Raw genomic sequence first — 18,016 nt, forward strand, 5'->3', positions numbered from 1 at the left:
TAATTTCTACTCTCCCCTACAAAGATTTATTCGCTTAAACTAATGACCTACAATTTTGTAGTGTCTCATTTAATTCTGGTGAAATCCTTATGAACAATACGCAATGGCTCGATGAAGTAAAATTTAACGAACAAGGTTTAATCCCTGCCATTGCTCAGCATCATCAAACAGGTCGAGTGTTGATGGTGGCTTGGATGAATCGTGAGTCTTTGGCACTTACAGCAGAAAAAAATCAAGCTGTTTACTACTCTCGTTCACGCAGCAAATTGTGGCATAAAGGCGAAGAATCAGGTCACTTCCAAACTGTGCATGAAATTCGTTTAGATTGTGATGCTGATGTGATCGTTCTTCAAATTGAGCAACATGGTGGCATTGCTTGCCATACAGGACGTGAATCATGTTTTTATCGCCGCTTAACATCAAACGGTTGGGAAATTGTAGACGCTCAATTGAAAGATCCGAACCAAATTTATGGCGAAAAGTCTGAGAATGCGCATAGTAAAGTGATGAATGCATCAACAGCTCAAGCTGAGCAAGTCGATGTATTACATTATCTTGGTCAAATGATGGCAGAACGTAAATCTGCAGATCCTGACTCTTCTTATGTGGCAAAGCTTTATCATAAAGGTCTCAATAAAATATTAGAAAAAATTGGTGAAGAAAGTTTTGAAACGGTAATTGCTGCTAAAGATTTCAAACAAGAAGCGACACTGGATCACCAAAATGATTTAATTTATGAAGTTGCTGATGTTTGGTTCCATACCATAGTCATGCTGGGTTACTTCGATCTTGATATTCAACTCGTTTTAAATGAGCTTGCACGACGTCAGGGTCTGTCAGGACTTGTTGAAAAAGCGAATCGCACGCATTAATTTACTCTTATAAAGCCATGTTCAAACATGGCTTTTTTATTTAATTCGGCTTTTTAAGTCGCCGAAGACTCCCCATCCAAAAAGAAGAAGATTGAACTCTCCCCTTTGTAAATTCTTGCTATACTCACTGATCATTTTAAAACCATTGAAGATTTATTAACCTGTGTCTGTCATTGTCAAACCTACCTTAGAACAAGAAATTGCGATTCAACAAGCGCAATCTGGTCAATCCTTCAAAGTGATTGCCTATGCAGGTACAGGTAAAACAACAACGCTTAAATTAGTCAGTGATGCGATGCAACAGCGTCGCGGTATGTATCTTGCCTTTAACAAAGCGATTGCCAGCGAGGCTCAACAAAAATTTCATCAGCGCGTGGATTGTCGTACATTCCACTCTTTAGCATTTCGAAGCGTTCCACGTGGAGTGACTGATAAACTTAGACTCCCACGCTTGAGCCCGAGCTTTATTGCCAAAGAATACCGTTTGCAACCCATCACATTACGCCGACTCATGGGGGGGCGTTACGAAAAATATGCGCTTATGCCTAGTCGTTTGGCGGGCTTAGTTGCAAATGCTGTCAGTTATTTCTGTTCAACAAGCTCGCAATATCCTGCACCCCGCCATATTCAAGCACCAAGTTGGCTACATGCTGACGATATTGCGGTATTACAGCAACACCTTTATCCTGCAGTCGAACGTCGTTGGTTAGAATCAATCGACCCTAATCATCAGGCTGGCATTGGGCATGACATCTATCTCAAATTATGGGCTTTATCAGATCCTTTTATACCCGCAGACTATGTATTGTTTGATGAAGCACAGGATGCTGACCCCCTGATGCTGGGGATTTTACTCAAGCAAAAAAGTACGCAAGTCATCTATGTCGGCGATGCACATCAACAAATTTATGCATGGCGTGGGGCAGTCAATGCGATGCAACAAATGCCTTTACCCGAATCGCGCCTAACCACTTCATTCCGTTTTGGTGATGATATCGCTGAAGTTGCTAATCACTTATTAGGCGCACTCAATGAGACTGTTCCATTGATTGGCAACCCCGAATTCCAATCAAAAGTCGTCAACAAGCCTCATACCAAAATGCGAGATGCGATTTTGTGCCGTACTAACGCACGCGCGATGGAACTTTTACTCTCAGGATTAGTTCAAGGAGAAAAAGTGAGCCTGCAAGCCGATCATGCGAAATTAAATCGCTTTGTTGATGCTGCAAGCTTACTTAAACAAGGTAAAAGAGTAACGGACGTTCCAGAGTTAGCTTGGTTCAACTCTTGGCATGATGTGCATGAATATTGTGAAACAAATGATGGTAGTGACATCAAGCCTTTGGTTAAATTGGTTGATGAACATGGTACAGATCCACTCAAACGAGCTCTTGCCAAAATCACACCCATTGAACAAGCGGACTATGTAATCTCAACCGCTCATAAAGCCAAAGGTTTAGAGTGGAATCGCGTGCATTTAGAAGATGATTACCAATTTAAAATTAATGGACTAGAACATAAAATTAGCGATGAAGAATTACGTTTACTTTATGTTGCATGTACACGAGCAAAAAGCAGCTTAAATATTCATCATATTTATGATTTAATACAACAACTCAAACTTAAATCCACGATTAAAACGAAAGCAACAGCATAATCCCCTACGATAAGTTGCAGGCAAAATATGAAAGTTCAATCTATTCAGTTACGTCACTGTTATCATTTTTCAGATATAAAAATTAAATTTGATCCAACTCAACGACCAATATCTATTATTTTAGGTGATCAGGCCTCTGGTAAAACTGCGATTATTAAAAATATTTATCAAGCTTTAACGTGGTTTGCTGCACGCGCCAAAGATTTAAGAACCGCTGGTGTAGTCATGCTTGATTCGGATATTAAGCACAAACACATTCAAGCCAAAATAGATATTTGTGTTCAATATCCCACGGATATTGGATCTATTGAACAGGCTGCGACCGTGCAAAACAATGAAGAGGGTTTGTGCGAATGGCAACTCTATAAAACATTAACCAGTAAAGGTGTAGGTCATAGTAAAGCGCTAACGACTCAATTAGAATCACTCGTTCATCTTTATCAACAAGCGATCAAACAAGATCCTGCTCAAGGCATGCCTATGGTGGCCTACTATCCTTCTGATCGTTTTATCAACGAAGTGAATTTGCTAAGCAAAAATAATCCTGCTGTATTACAAACACATGCAGCCTACGAACTTGCAGCACTCCCTTATACAACCTTTGCTCGGTTCTTCGAATGGTTTCGTGAAATTAGTGACATCGAAAATGCACGATTAGCACAAGTTTTTCAAAAAATTCAAACCAATCAAAAATTATCCTCTCATCATGACCAAGAGGATTTAGTTGCAAAATTATTGAATCTTGAAGCAGAGATGCAACTACCATCACTCAAAGCACTCAAGAAAGCCATCCAGACATTATTCCCATCGATCAGTGACATTTATATTGAATACACGCCCAAGATCCAATTGATGCTGGTACAAAATGGTCAAGAAATTCCTTTTTCGCAATTATCTAATTCGTATCGTCAATGGTTGTGTTTAGTAGGTGATATTGTCAGACGACTTTGTCTCCTGAATCCTCATAGTATTGACCCATGCCTTGATGGTGAAGGCATTCTATTAATTGACAATATTGATGCTCAAGTAGATGAAGATTTTGTGCAAAACGTACTCAGACGTTTGCATGAAGCATTCCCACAAATTCAAATTATCGCATCTGCATGCTCTGAATTGATTTTAAACAATGAAGTAGATGTACAACATTTTAAGTTAGAAAATAGAAAAATTGTTGAAGTAGAACAAAACCAAATCAGGGAACAATATGATGAACTATTTGCTCAACTCATGGCTAATGATTTACAAGATGATCAAATCACTGAAGTGAGTCGATCTACTGATACGCTTGATGGCTTGCGTTTGTTTGAATACTTCAAAAATTTATCATTGTCAGAAAAACAGCGCTTTATTGAGTATCTCCAAGCTGGAGATTTATCGAGTATTTCATCACCCTAATTGATTGGAATTAGATGAATTAATCGGGTATGACTCACTCAATTTAAACAGAAATTTAAGCTTTTTTTCGCTATAATTCTGAATTGTGTAGCTAAAAAGTTTGATGTAATTTTATACATGTAATAAAATCTACTCATTCATTTTTTAATCAAAAAATGTCTATTTCTTTGCATTAGCTTTCCAAGTTGCGCAACACAACTTGTTTTTGTTTTTAAAATTCGTTCGGCTTTCAAAGTTTAAGTAGTTGGATGACTCTTTGCCATCCTCAAGCTTTTGAAAGATAAAACTCATCATAGGTTCCGACCTACAACTCTATGGATACGAGTGTGCTACCGATTATTATATTGTTACCATTAATACTTGGCACTTTTCTTGTCCTCTGGCTGCAAAAAATCTCTCGCGGGGCGACAGCATTAGGGGCAATTGGAGTCAGCTTAACAAGTTTTATCTTGTTGCTGACTCAAGCCAAAGACGTCTTTCAAGGTCAAGTCATCTCTGAACATTGGTCATGGTTACCACAGTTTGGTATCGACTTAAGCTTTAGACTTGATGCATTAGGCTTGATCTTCTCCCTCCTTATTACAGGGATTGGGACACTCATTTATATTTATGCTTATTATTATTTAAATCATAAAAACTGTCTAAGTAAGCTATATTTCTTACTGATGCTGTTCATGGCCGCCATGCTCGGCATTTCACTTTCTAATAATTTACTTATTCTTCTTGTCTTTTGGGAAATGACCAGTATTTCTTCATTTCTTTTAGTGGGTTATTGGAGTAACTACGAAGCAGCACAGCGTGGCTCAAGAATGGCCTTAACCATCACGGGTATGGGTGGTTTAGCCATGCTCGGTGGTTTTATTCTATTAGGTCAAATCACTGGCACATATCAAATTGATCAAATCCTCAATATGACGGCGCAGATTCAATCGAGTCATTTATTTGTGCCAGCCTTGCTCCTTATTCTTTTAGGTGCATTCACCAAAAGTGCTCAATTCCCTTTCCATTTTTGGTTGCCAAATGCAATGGCTGCTCCAACACCCGTGTCAGCTTATTTGCATTCAGCGACAATGGTGAAAGCCGGAATTTTCTTACTGGCGCGCTTAATGCCGATCTTTGTTGGTTCTGCTTTGTATCATAACCTCGTCACATTCATTGGTTTATTTACCTTATGTATGGCCGCGTTCTTTGCCATTTTTAAGGAAGATCTGAAAGGTTTGCTTGCCTACTCCACCATTAGTCATTTAGGCTTGATCGTTTGCTTACTGGGGATTGGTTCACCACTCGCTGTGGCTGCAGCTATTTTTCATATCATTAACCATGCGACCTTTAAAGCAGCATTATTCATGATCGCTGGTATTATCGACCATGAAACAGGTACACGTGATTTACGAAAACTCAGTGGGGTATGGCAGTTACTTCCATTTACAGCGACTTTAACCATGATCACAGCAGCCTCAATGGCTGGTGTACCACTGACCAATGGATTCTTATCCAAAGAAATGTTCTTTACTGAACTATTAGCGAATCTCTCGGGTGGTGTAGGTATCTTCGCAGCAATTATTGCAACACTCGCAGGTCTGTTTGCTGTCGCGTATTCTGTTCGTTTAGTTCATGGCGTATTTTTTGATGGTGATTTAGGCAAAGCGATTCCAAATAAAGATGCGCATGAACCACCAATTGGTATGCGTGCACCTGCAATTTTATTAGCTACATTATGTATTGCAGTGGGTCTATTACCAGCGCTCTTAGTAGGCGATATCGTCAATGCTGGTGCACGAGCAAGCACCAACCTTCCAGCTTTTGAAGGCGTACATCTAGCAATCTGGCATGGCTTTAATGTGCCTTTATTGATGAGTGCGATTGCATTGATTGGCGGTATTATTTTTTATTTTAGTCTTGCGAAGAACAGTAGAATTCGTGACATTGACCTTGATCCAATACTTGGCAAACTTCAAGGTAAAGTCCTGTTTGATCTCTTTCTCAAACATTTGCTCTTAAATTCGCGAAAATTAAAAAGAGCAACAGAAACAGGTTCTCTACAAAACTATTTATTGTGGATATTAATTTTTGCTGTTGCTTTAGTCTCCATGCCTCTCATTGGTCAAGGTATTTATGCAGGTACACGCGAACTGACGCATGCACCATTGGTTGCAATCGTGCTTTGGTTATTACTGTTTTCAGCGTGCTGGATGATGCTTTGGTTTCACCATGAACGCATTAAAGCCGTTCTTATCAGTGGAGCAATCGGTCTTGTCGTGACGATGGTCTTTGTTACGATGTCAGCACCAGACCTGGCACTCACACAAATCACAGTCGATGTTGTCACAACTGTTTTACTTCTGATGAGTCTGTCCCTCTTACCACAACTTACGCCTTATGAATCTTCACGCACTCGTCGTTGGAGAGATGCGGTGATTGCAATCATCGGAGGCCTAGGAATCGGTTGGATCACTTGGATGATTCTAACGCGTGATCACAATTCAATCTCATGGTTCTTTGTTCAACAATCTCTACCGCTCGGTGGTGGTTCAAATATTGTGAACGTAATTTTAGTCGATTTCCGTGGATTTGATACCTTTGGTGAAATCACAGTACTGGGTATTGCTGCGATTGGGACACTGTGTTTAATGGATGGAATGCGTGCTCATGGTACGACCATTACACAAGGCTTAACCTATCGCTTTAATCCATCACCGTTGATGTTCCGAATGACCGCATCTTGGGTCCTTCCGATTGCCTTAGTCGTCAGCTTATATATTTTCTTACGCGGACATAATCTTCCAGGGGGTGGCTTTATCGCAGGTCTCATTACATCAATGGCGCTTGTGATTCAGTACATTGCACTAGGTCAAGATCACACTGAACAACTCTTACGAGCAAAGTCTGGGCGTCTTTATGAAATTTGGATTGGTACTGGCTTAACTATTGCTGGTCTGACTGGGGTCGCTGCGTGGTTCTGGGGTCGACCATTCCTGACCAGTGCTCATATTTATGTAGAGCCGATCATTCTCGGAAAAATGCATTTGCCATCTGCTGCAGCATTTGATGTTGGTGTCTATGTCACAGTCGTTGGTGCAACAATGCTCATGATTTCCGTTTTAGGCGACTCACGCAACTCAAGCATCACCGGCCCTGTACCGAAGGAGTAAAGAATGATTAGTTTAGAATTTTTACTCGCCTCCGCTATTGGATTATTGGTTGCCACTGGTATTTATCTGATTTTACGTGCCCGCACTTTCCCTGTGGTACTAGGCTTGGCCATGATAGGGTATGCAGTCAATTTATTTCTCTTTGCAATGGGGCGGATTCAATTAAATTCACCTGCGATTTTAACCAATGCCACTCAAGTTACAGATCCATTACCTCAAGCACTTGTATTAACGGCAATTGTAATCGGTTTTGCCACAACTGCTTTTATCGTGCAACTAGCATTGAGAAGTCGCTATGAATCGGGTACTGATCATGTTGACTCTAAAGAAGAAATAATCAATACAGACCCAAGAGAGGATGAGCCTTAATGATGAATTTTTATGATTTATGGCTCACCCACTCGCCAATTTTAAGTATTTTAATTCCGACATTTACTGCATTTATTTTAGTGCTATTGGGTAATCCAGGTTCAGGATCTTTAGCGCATGACTGGCGTCAACCTTGGCGTCGTGGAATCAGTTTAACATCGGTTTTTCTTGGTTTAGCGACTGCAATCATTTACTTAATTCAGGCAAACTCTGGTCAGATCTATGTGTATAGTTTAAGCGAGTGGTCAGCTCCTTTTGGCATTGTACTTGTACTAGATCGTTTGGCAGCCTTTATGCTCGTGCTCACCTATGCTCTTGCGACACCAATTATTTGGTTTGCAAGTAAAGAATGGGATGAACGTGGACGCTATTTCCATGCAATGAGCCATTTTTTACTCATGGGATTATGTGGTGCATTTCTAACAGGCGACTTATTTAACTTGTTTGTTTTCTTTGAAGTGCTGTTGATGGCTTCATATGTATTGCTTCTACATGGTCAAGGCAAAGCACGTTTCCAACTTGGTATTCACTATGTAACGATCAACCTATTAGCGTCTGCATTCTTTTTGATTGGCTTAGGGATGATTTATGGTAATACTGGTAGCCTGAATATGGCTGATGTGGGTCGAATTGTACGTACACTTGAAGGTGATCAGTACAATATGGCAGTTGCAGGCGGATTAATGCTGTTTGTAGTCTTTGGTATCAAGGCTGCAATCCTCCCTGTCGGACTATGGCTACCTAAAACTTATGCCGTCGCCACGACCCCTGTAGCCGCATTATTCACCATCATGACCAAAGTGGGTATCTATGCCATTTTACGTGTGAATGGAACCGTATTCACCGATGAGCTTTCGCGAGAAATTCTCAGCACTTGGCTGCTTCCAATTGGTTTAATTACGACTATTTATGGTGTAATTGGAGCGATTGGTGCAGAGCGAATGCGTCGTTTTGTTGGTTTCATGATCCTATCGTCTATAGGAACGATTGCAATCGCCCTTTCTCTGATGACTGCAGATGCTTGGGCTGCAGCGCTATATTACCTCGTGCATAGTACGATTATTGCCGCTGCATTCTACTTGCTATGCGGTTGGATTACTTCGCAGCGTGGTGCATTCAAAGATCATCTAAAAATCGCACCAATCATGAAACAGCAGACGCTAGTTTCGATTTGCTTTTTCATTATTGCACTCATGATGGCAGGGCTTCCACCCTTCAGTGGATTCTTTGGAAAAGTATTTATCCTTCAAGCGGCCTCTGTATCTAGCTATCAATTGCTCATTATTATTGTCATTCTGATTGTGAGCTTGCTTAGTATCATAGCTTTCACGCGCTTAGGATTCGTTATTTTATGGCGTTCAACTGTACCAGAAAATGACCCTAATCAAGAGTCTTATCATGAATATCAAAAGTTACCAAGCAAGGCACCTCCACGTAATGACACCACAATTTTTGTCTTTATTATAAGTTTAATCGCTTATGTGATATTTGCTCATCCAGTCACACAGTATATTCAACAAACTGCAAATCAGTTAAATGATTCAGAACAATATATTAATGCTGTTTTAAAAATGGATGAACGTGGTGAAGTAATTAGTGTACAACCATTTGATCCCAATTATCTTCCAGAAACAAAATACGGCGGAGAGTTTGCAGACCCAAATGCACATTATATTCCACATGTTATAAGTGAAAAATCACTTGAGGGCGAACACATCTCAGAGTTCAAGCGCCGTCAAATCAAAGAACAAGAATTGAACCAGCGACAACCTGAAGAAGCCCAATCTAAGCTTCAACCGATGGAGCAGTAAATGATACAAAAGAGCTCTCTATTTGATCGAATCATGCCACATCCTTTTGTTTCAGTTATCGTGGCTATCAGTTGGCTGATGTTGGCTAACAGCGCAGCGTTGTTTGATATATTGGTTGCTATTCTTATTGGTTTAGTCATTCCTAAGCTAGTACAACCTTTTATCGTTCGTACACCCAATATTCATTGGGATTTAGCAGTTAAACTGGTTTTTGTTGTGTTATGGGACATTATCATCAGTAATATTCGTGTTGCTAAACAAGTCCTAGGACCTACTGATCGTCTACACCCTAAGTGGTATCGGGTACCTCTAGATACGGATCATGACCAAGTAAACAGTTTACTGGCAATGATCATTACGACTACTCCTGGTACAGTCAGTGCTGGAATCGACCAAGAACGTGGAGATATTCTTGTTCACTCGATTAATACAGACAATCCAGAGGCTGATATTTTAGAAATCAAACAGCGCTACGAAGCGCCTCTCATCGCAATTTTCCATGTAAAACAGCAAGGAGATTCTCAATGATCATTCTTCCTTATGTATTGGGAATTAGCTTAATTGGAATTACGATTTCAATGTTGCTTTGTCTAATCCGTCTTGTAATCGGTCCTTCAATGGTTGATCGACTACTTGCATTAGATACTTTATTTCTGAATGCTACGTGTTTAGTTGTGGTTCTAGGAATTTATTGGGCTAGCACCTCTTTATTTGAAGGTGCACTATTGGTAGCCATGCTCGGTTTCGTATCGACAGCAGCATTGGCTCGCTATTTTACGACAGGCCATGTGGTGGACTAGGAGAAAACTATGAATATTCAGCTGATTATGGAAATCTTAGTTTCCTTCTTCCTGATCAATGGTGCCTTTTTTACACTTGTAGGTGGAATTGGAATGGTGAAATTGCCTGACCTATTCATGCGTCTGCATGCCCCTACAAAGTCGAGCACACTAGGCCTAGGTAGTTTTTTAATAGCAGCTATGATTTATTCAGCTTTTCATAGTCGCTTTGGGTTTGCTGAACTACTGATTACATTACTTGCCTTTATTACGGCGCCTGTATCGGCAAATTTAATTGCACAAGCTGCATTACATTTACGTTTACGCTCTACATCAGGCGATGTCCCCGAAGCACTAGACCGCCCTCTCCCTTGGCAGCGCCAAAGAAGAATGCGTCAGTTTAATCAAGACTCATCTAAGTAATAAAAAAACCTAGCTTTCGCTAGGTTTTTTTTGTTAGCTATATAGTACAGGTTGGGGATGCTCTTGGAAGCCTTCCACTTGATATTCTTCAGCTAATTTTGCCTTCCAATGATTCACGATATCCGTATAGTCAATTTCAGAAGGATGAAAATCTTCTTTGTAATATGATAAATATTCTGGAATTAGCTCGATCATCATTTTAGAAATCAGGTAAATACCATATAAGTTTCCACTGACCTTCGGTAAGCTTTTTCGACGATCTTGCCAAAATAATCGAGTCGCTGAATAAAATGTAAGACTCGCGAAACCTGTGGTTACGCTACGCATAATATTGCGGCGCACTTTGGTATCTTTGTATACCGCTTGATAGACATCAAATGCAACTGCTCGATGTTCAATTTCTTCAATAGCATGCCACACCCAAAGCTTAGTTGCATCTTCATCTAAGGTCGACAGGACTTCAGGATGACGAAGAATATAACCACCCAATAACGCTGTAAAATGCTCAAAAGCACAGGTAATTGCTAACTGCAATTTTGGATGGGTAGTACGAATAAATTCATCGCGTCGCGCTAACCATGCTTGAAAGTTGTCAAGTTGATAATCATCACGGCGCCAAGCGTCATTAAATTCCGCATGTGCTTTTGAATGCATCGCTTCTTGACCAATAAATGCTGCAATCTGCGCTTGTAATTTTTCATCTTTCACTTTATCTCGTACATTACGAACACTATGAACAAAGAATTGTTCACCAATTGGAAAGGTAGAAGAAAGTGCCGTCAACAAGTGTGACATGACAGGAGAATTCGCGAAAAAATGGCGTCGTATGGCTTTAGGATTATAATTTAAACGTCGTACGGTAATCCCAATCGCTTTTGGACGATTTAAATAAGATTTATCTTTGGCGATTTGTGTAGTTGTCATTTTAGAGCCTATATGGATATAGCATTTCTTATTCATACTGTCAGAATAAATCAGATTTAATATTGCAAAAATAACCACACAGACAAATAAATTATATTTTTTGCCAATAAAGTCGCAAATTAAATTACAACTCCATTCTCTTTTTTAATTTAATTACATGATTCGTAAGATAGTTCTTGAATTGGATACTTTTGAATATTCAACAAGAGATTGTCAAACAAGTCATGCATATAAATGAAAAATCCTACCGAAGTAGGATTTTTTGTAAGGCATGTTTTCGTTTAAACATCAAGATAATCTAAAATACCTTCAGCAGCCTGACGTCCTTCCCAAATCGCAGTTACGACCAAGTCAGAACCACGCACCATATCTCCACCGGCAAAGATTTTCGGATTAGAAGTTTGGAACTTGTATTGTTGATGCTCAGGAGCAACGACACGACCTGAACCATCTAAATTAATACTTACATCATTAAACCATTCTGCAGGGCTTGTACGGAAACCAAAGGCCAACAGCACTGCATCAGCAGGTAAGATTTCCTCTGAACCTGGGATCGGTTCAGGACTGCGACGACCACGACTATCAGGCTCACTGAGTTGAGTCGTCACAAATTTAACACCTGTGACCTTTCCATTCTCACCCACGATTTCGATCGGCTGACGATTGAACTGAAATTCAACACCTTCTTCTCGCGCATTTTTAACTTCACGGCGTGAACCTGGCATGTTTTCTTCATCGCGGCGGTATGCACAAGTGACAGATGTTGCACCTTGGCGGATTGAAGTACGGTTACAGTCCATAGCAGTATCACCGCCACCGAGTACAATAACTTTCTTACCTTCCACACTGATAAATTCTGAAGGATCTTTCTCCCAACCTTGGCAACGATTCACATTGGCAATTAAGAAATCAAGCGCATCATAAACACCTTCCAAATCTTCACCTGCGAAACCACCTTTCATGTATGTGTATGTTCCCATACCCATGAAGACAGCGTCATAATCAGCAAGCAATTGATCAATAGTGATGTCTGTGCCAATTTCTGTATTTAAACGGAATTCAATCCCCATGCCTGTAAAGATTTCACGACGACGTTTCATCACGTCCTTTTCCATCTTAAATTCAGGAATACCAAAGGTCAGCAAACCACCAATTTCTGGGCGCTTATCAAATACGACAGGTTTAACACCATTGCGCACCAAAATGTCCGCACAACCTAGACCTGCAGGGCCTGCACCAATAATCGCGACTTTTTTATCTGTCCATTTGACATGAGACATGTCAGGACGCCAGCCCAATGCAAATGCCGTATCATTAATATACTTTTCAGCATTTCCAATGGTCACCGCACCAAACCCATCATTTAGTGTACATGCACCTTCACACAAACGGTCTTGAGGACAAACTCGACCACACACCTCCGGTAGAGTATTGGTTTGGTGGCAAAGCTCTGCTGCTTGAAAAATACGACCTTCAGCAATCAGTTTTAACCAGTTTGGAATATAGTTATGTACTGGACATTTCCATTCACAGTAAGGGTTACCGCAACCTAAACAACGATGTGTTTGGTTTTTAGCAACTTCGGCTGTAAAAGGTTTATAAATTTCCACAAACTCAGCTTTGCGGACGTTGAGATCTTTTTTCTCTGGATCTTGGCGTGCGACATCCAGGAATTGAAAGTCATTATTAAGGCGTTCTGCCATGTCTCTCTCCGTGGGTAGATGCAGTCTGTTGTTAGTTCAGCTGCATCTTCCTATATATCTGCAGTAGTGGAATTATTGAGGATCAGCTTGAGTTGTTTTTAATAAAGTCTGCAAGTTTGCAGCTTTTGGTTTCACCAACCAGAATTTACGGCTGTAGAAATCAAACTCGTTACGGATCTTGTACGCCCAAGCACTACCAGTTTCCTTAATATGCTCATCTAAAATGCGGCTTAAGAACTCTTTATGTTCTTCCATTGATTCGGTCGAAATACGATTAAGCTCGATCAACTCGTGGTTATAATGATCAACAAAGTCATTATCTAAATCAAGTACATAAGCAAAACCACCTGTCATACCCGCACCGAAGTTATGACCAACTTTACCCAGTACCGTCACAATACCACCTGTCATATATTCACAACAGTGATCTCCAGCACCCTCAATCACCGCGAACGCACCTGAGTTACGAACAGCAAAACGTTCACCAGCTGTACCTGCAGCAAATAATTTACCGCCTGTTGCACCATATAAACATGTGTTACCAATGATCGCTGTTTCTTGTGTTTGGAATGGAGAACCCTTCGGTGGAAAAATTGAGATACGACCACCCGCCATACCTTTACCCACATAGTCATTCGCATCACCCTCAAGCTTGATATGCAGACCACCCGCATTCCATACACCAAGTGATTGTCCAGCAGTACCTGTCAAATTCACTTTAACAGGGTGTGCTTCCATACTTAAGTTACCATAGCGACGAGCGATCTCACCTGAAACACGTGCCCCAATAGAACGGTCACAGTTACCAATGCTAAAACTGTATTCACCACCTGTACCAGCTTCAATCGCAGGCAATATTTCTGCGATCATAGACTCAGCCAAAACACCTTTATCAAATGGTGCATTTCCTTCGACTTCGCAATATTGAGCTTTGCCTTCAGCAGCTGGATGTGATTCAAGTAAAGCACTTAAATCTAGGTGAGCATGCTTATCTGTTTCACCAGGTAGCATTTCTAGTAAATCGGTACGACCAATCAAGTCTTTCAAACTTGATACACCTAATGCAGCCAACCACTCACGTGTTTCTTCAGCAATAAAGGTGAAGAAGTTAATAAGCATTTGTGGTTCGCCGATATAGTGCTCTTGACGCAAATGATCTTGCTGAGTCGCTACACCAGTCGCACAGTTATTTAAGTGGCAGATACGGAGGTATTTACAACCCAACGCAATCATTGGTGTAGAACCAAAACCGAAGCTTTCCGCACCTAAAATAGCTGCTTTCACGACATCTAGACCCGTTTTTAAACCACCATCCGTTTGAACGCGAACTTTACCACGCAAATCATTTACACGAAGGGCTTGATGCGCTTCAGAAAGACCAAGCTCCCATGGCGAACCTGCATGATGAATCGAAGACAATGGCGATGCTGCTGTACCACCGTCATAACCAGAGATGGTGATAAAGTCAGCATAGGCTTTTGCAACACCCGCAGCAATCGTACCCACACCTGGCTCAGATACCAGTTTTACAGAGACCATCGCTTGAGGGTTCACTTGTTTTAAATCAAAAATTAACTGCGATAAATCTTCGATTGAATAAATATCGTGGTGCGGTGGTGGAGAAATTAATGTCACACCCGGTACAGAATAGCGTAAACGTGCAATTAAGCCATTCACTTTACCACCTGGCAACTGACCACCTTCACCCGGTTTTGCACCTTGTGCCACTTTAATTTGCAGTACTTCTGCAGAAGTTAAGTAAGCAGGCGTTACACCAAAACGACCTGATGCGATTTGTTTGATTTTTGAGTTACGGATTGTGCCGTAACGCGCTGGATCTTCACCACCCTCACCTGAGTTCGAACGACCACCAATTGTATTCATTGCAATGGCAATCGCTTCATGTGCTTCTGGTGATAATGCCCCTAAAGACATCCCTGCAGAGTCAAAACGCGGAAGAATCGCTTCTACAGATTCAACTTGATCCAGTGGAATTGAATTTTCTGTTTTGAGTTTAAATAAATCACGAATGGTTGCCACTGGACGATTATTTACAAGCTCAGCATATTCTTTGAAATCTTCATATTTCCCAGAACGTACAGATTTATGTAGAGCATTAATTACATCAGGGTTAAAAGCGTGATATTCCTTATCAAATACAAATTTCAGCAAACCACCTTGCTCAATTGGCTTACGTGATTTCCAAGCGGTTTCTGCTAATTTTTTCAAATCATTTTCAAGATCAACAAAAGTCGCACCTTTAATACGGCTTGGAACACCTGTGAAGCATTTATTAACAACTTCTTCAGATAAACCAACAGCCTCAAACAACTGCCCACCGCGATATGAAGCAACGGTGGAAATACCCATTTTTGAAAGGACTTTCAACAATCCTTTTTCTATCCCTTTACGGAAATTCGCTTGCGCATGAATCGGATCACCTAACAACTCACCTTTCGCAATTAAATCATTAATGACGTCATATGCAAGATATGGGTAAATTGCTGTTGCGCCAAAGCCAAGCATTACGGCAAACTGGTGTGGATCACGCGCTAAAGCTGTTTCAACAATAATGTTTGCATCTGTACGTAAACCTGCATGGATGAGGTAATGGTGGATAGCACCCGTTACCATCGCTGCATTGGCTGGTAAGAACCCTTCACGAATTTTCTTATCAGAAATCACCAATAGGGTTTTGCCATCACGAATTGCTTGTGCTGCTTCTTCACAAATACGTGTAATCGCGGCTTCTAGACCTTCAGTCTCTGCATAGTTTAGATCAATATCTGCAATCTCATAGCCCTTACGACCTAAAGTGCGAATTTGATGCATTTTAGAGTTTGACAGTACAGGACTTGAAATAATTAATCGATCCGCATGCTCTGGACCTTGTTCAAATACATTTTGTTCACGACCCAAACATGTTTCTAAAGACATTACGATCGATTCACGTAATGGATCGATTGGTGGATTGGTTACCTGAGCAAACTGTTGACGGAAGTAATCTGTTACATGGCGTACTTGACGAGACAATACAGCCATCGGCGTATCATCACCCATCGAACCTACTGCTTCTTGACCACTTTCAGCGATTGGACGTAATAACTGATCTCGCTCTTCAAATGTCACCATAAACATTTTTTGCGCTGCTTTTAAAGCATCGCCTTTTAAGCCTTGATCACATAGATATTCTTCTAGCTCTGGGCTGCCTTGGATACGCACTGAATTTTCACGCAACCATTGACGATAAGGACGCATTTTTTTCAGATGATTACTGACGTCTTTAGTATCCAGCAATTTGCCAGTGAAAGTGTCAATGACTAAGATCTGACCTGGTCCAACACGACCTTTAGATACTACGTCTTCTGGTTCATAACCCCAGACACCAATTTCTGATGCAAGTGTGATGTAACCATTCTTAGTAATTACCCAACGTGCAGGACGTAAGCCATTACGGTCAAGCATACAAATCGCATGACGACCATCTTGAATCACAAGACCTGCTGGCCCGTCCCATGCTTCCATATGTTTAGAGTTAAACTCATAGAATGCACGTAAATCAGCATCTAAAGTTTCAACGTTTTGCCATGCTGGTGGAACGAGCATACGTAGTGCACGGAATAAATCCATACCTCCACCAACCAAAATCTCGAGCATGTTGTCTAAACTTGAAGAGTCAGAGCCAGTACGGTTTACGATTGGGTTGAGCTCAGTTAAACCAGGTAAGAGCGGGTTTTCAAACTTTGGTGTACGTGCCATCGCCCAGTTACGGTTTGCTGTAATGGTATTAATTTCACCATTGTGCGCTAAGTAACGGAAAGGTTGTGCCAATGGCCAACGTGGCAATGTATTGGTTGAGAAACGCTGATGGAACACTACAATGTGTGATTCCAAACGTGGATCAGCTAAATCTGTATAAAAATCTGCAATCGCTTCAGGCATCATTAAGCCTTTATAAGAGATCACAGTTGAACAAAGTGTTGTAACGTAGAATGAACTATCTTGACTTAATTTTTGTTCAGCACGACGTCGAGCCAAGAATAACTTACGGTTAAACTCAACCTCTTCAACACCCATTGGACAGTTAACAATTACTTGTTCAAATGCTGGCAAAGACTGCATCGCAATTGAGCCTAATGCTTCATTATTGGTTGGCACTAAACGCCATGCAATTACACGCAAACCTTCTGATTCAATTTCTTTAGTCAGCACTTGTTTTGCATGTGCAGCAATTGCAGGATCTAGGCTAAGAAAAACTGTACCTACTGCAAAAATTTCACTGAGTGTAATATCACTTAAACGTTTTGCTTCTTCACGGAAGAATTGCTTAGGCATAGCCAATAGTAGACCACATCCATCACCCGTCTTACCATCTGCAGCAATACCACCGCGGTGCGTCATACAACTTAAACTATGAATCGCGGTCTTGACCAAGTCATGACTCGCATCACCTTGCATATGGGCGATTAATCCGAAACCACAGTTATCTTTAAACTCATCCGGTTGGTATAGACCTTTAGCGGGAGCTACAGTATTAGGCGATGGCATGTGCATAGCGTACCCTTCTTCAACATGGCCCTCATTGGGCAAAACTTATCTATTCTTCAAATACGATTTCTTTATAAAACAAAGACATGATTCTGTATGTCTTTCGTTATTGAACGTCTTTTCTGATTTAATTTCACAAATGTACGAGACGATTTGCACTCATTTAAAGCAGATCAATTTGACTAAATCGCACACTAAATTAAGGTCTTCGCTCCAAAATAGGGACAATTTACTTAATCAGTGCACCAATAAAGCAAAATCTATGCCAATATTTATTTATTCCGTGCAAGCGTTTTATTTCAATTATTTTGTCATTATTAACCGAAAAGGCACCAAATTAGAACCACTTTATCGCACCAATGATGTGCAAATTTATTATGCTT

At 40.7% G+C, this 18,016-nt stretch carries 12 protein-coding genes; 9 read left to right on the plus strand and 3 right to left on the minus strand.

Annotated elements, in window-relative coordinates; translation table 11 throughout:
* Positions 1-89: 89 nt before the first annotated feature.
* The 9 genes from hisIE to AC1M83_RS08165 all read left to right on the plus strand — a co-directional run bounded on the left by hisIE (position 90) and on the right by AC1M83_RS08165 (position 10,458).
* Positions 90-872 (plus strand): bifunctional phosphoribosyl-AMP cyclohydrolase/phosphoribosyl-ATP diphosphatase HisIE, encoded by a 783-nt coding sequence (hisIE, locus tag AC1M83_RS08125; RefSeq protein ID WP_092767251.1) that lies wholly within the window; start codon positions 90-92, stop codon positions 870-872.
* Positions 873-1,035: 163 nt separating this feature from the next.
* Entirely contained in the window at positions 1,036-2,529 is a 1,494-nt protein-coding gene (locus AC1M83_RS08130; RefSeq protein WP_481590418.1) for a UvrD-helicase domain-containing protein, read from the plus strand.
* A 27-nt stretch (positions 2,530-2,556) separates the two neighbouring features.
* A complete protein-coding gene (locus AC1M83_RS08135) occupies positions 2,557-3,924 on the plus strand; it encodes an AAA family ATPase (protein ID WP_481590419.1) in 1,368 nt (455 codons plus the stop codon).
* Positions 3,925-4,238: 314 nt separating this feature from the next.
* Positions 4,239-7,076: a monovalent cation/H+ antiporter subunit A gene (locus AC1M83_RS08140; RefSeq protein WP_481590420.1), complete on the plus strand. Its 2,838-nt coding sequence runs from the start codon at positions 4,239-4,241 to the stop codon at positions 7,074-7,076.
* A 3-nt stretch (positions 7,077-7,079) separates the two neighbouring features.
* On the plus strand, positions 7,080-7,445 hold the full coding sequence (locus AC1M83_RS08145; protein ID WP_092767259.1) for a Na+/H+ antiporter subunit C: 366 nt from the start codon (positions 7,080-7,082) through the stop codon (positions 7,443-7,445).
* The gene (locus tag AC1M83_RS08150) at positions 7,445-9,256 is read left to right on the plus strand and encodes a monovalent cation/H+ antiporter subunit D (RefSeq protein ID WP_481590421.1); all 1,812 of its coding nucleotides are present in this window, start codon (positions 7,445-7,447) and stop codon (positions 9,254-9,256) included. The genes AC1M83_RS08145 and AC1M83_RS08150 overlap by 1 nt, the downstream gene beginning before the upstream one ends.
* A gap of 3 nt (positions 9,257-9,259) precedes the next feature.
* Positions 9,260-9,784, plus strand: coding sequence for a Na+/H+ antiporter subunit E (locus tag AC1M83_RS08155; RefSeq protein WP_416224323.1), 525 nt, complete (start codon positions 9,260-9,262; stop codon positions 9,782-9,784).
* The gene (locus AC1M83_RS08160; protein WP_092767266.1) at positions 9,781-10,056 is read left to right on the plus strand and encodes a monovalent cation/H+ antiporter subunit F; all 276 of its coding nucleotides are present in this window, start codon (positions 9,781-9,783) and stop codon (positions 10,054-10,056) included. The genes AC1M83_RS08155 and AC1M83_RS08160 overlap by 4 nt, the downstream gene beginning before the upstream one ends.
* A 15-nt stretch (positions 10,057-10,071) precedes the next feature.
* Positions 10,072-10,458 (plus strand): Na+/H+ antiporter subunit G, encoded by a 387-nt coding sequence (locus tag AC1M83_RS08165; RefSeq protein ID WP_481590464.1) that lies wholly within the window; start codon positions 10,072-10,074, stop codon positions 10,456-10,458.
* Positions 10,459-10,491: 33 nt separating this feature from the next.
* Here the strand turns inward: AC1M83_RS08165 and AC1M83_RS08170 are convergent, their stop codons facing one another.
* The 3 genes from AC1M83_RS08170 to gltB all read right to left on the minus strand — a co-directional run bounded on the left by AC1M83_RS08170 (position 10,492) and on the right by gltB (position 17,633).
* Complete coding sequence (locus tag AC1M83_RS08170) at positions 10,492-11,382, minus strand: metal-dependent hydrolase (protein WP_481589148.1); 891 nt, start codon at positions 11,380-11,382, stop codon at positions 10,492-10,494.
* 281 nt (positions 11,383-11,663) lie between these two features.
* Positions 11,664-13,085, minus strand: a complete 1,422-nt coding sequence (locus AC1M83_RS08175; protein ID WP_035263992.1) for an FAD-dependent oxidoreductase — start codon at positions 13,083-13,085, stop codon at positions 11,664-11,666.
* A gap of 72 nt (positions 13,086-13,157) precedes the next feature.
* Positions 13,158-17,633: a glutamate synthase large subunit gene (gene gltB, locus AC1M83_RS08180; RefSeq protein ID WP_171076729.1), complete on the minus strand. Its 4,476-nt coding sequence runs from the start codon at positions 17,631-17,633 to the stop codon at positions 13,158-13,160.
* Positions 17,634-18,016: the final 383 nt, after the last annotated feature.

This window comes from Acinetobacter sp. 25-47-130 (assembly GCF_056779705.1).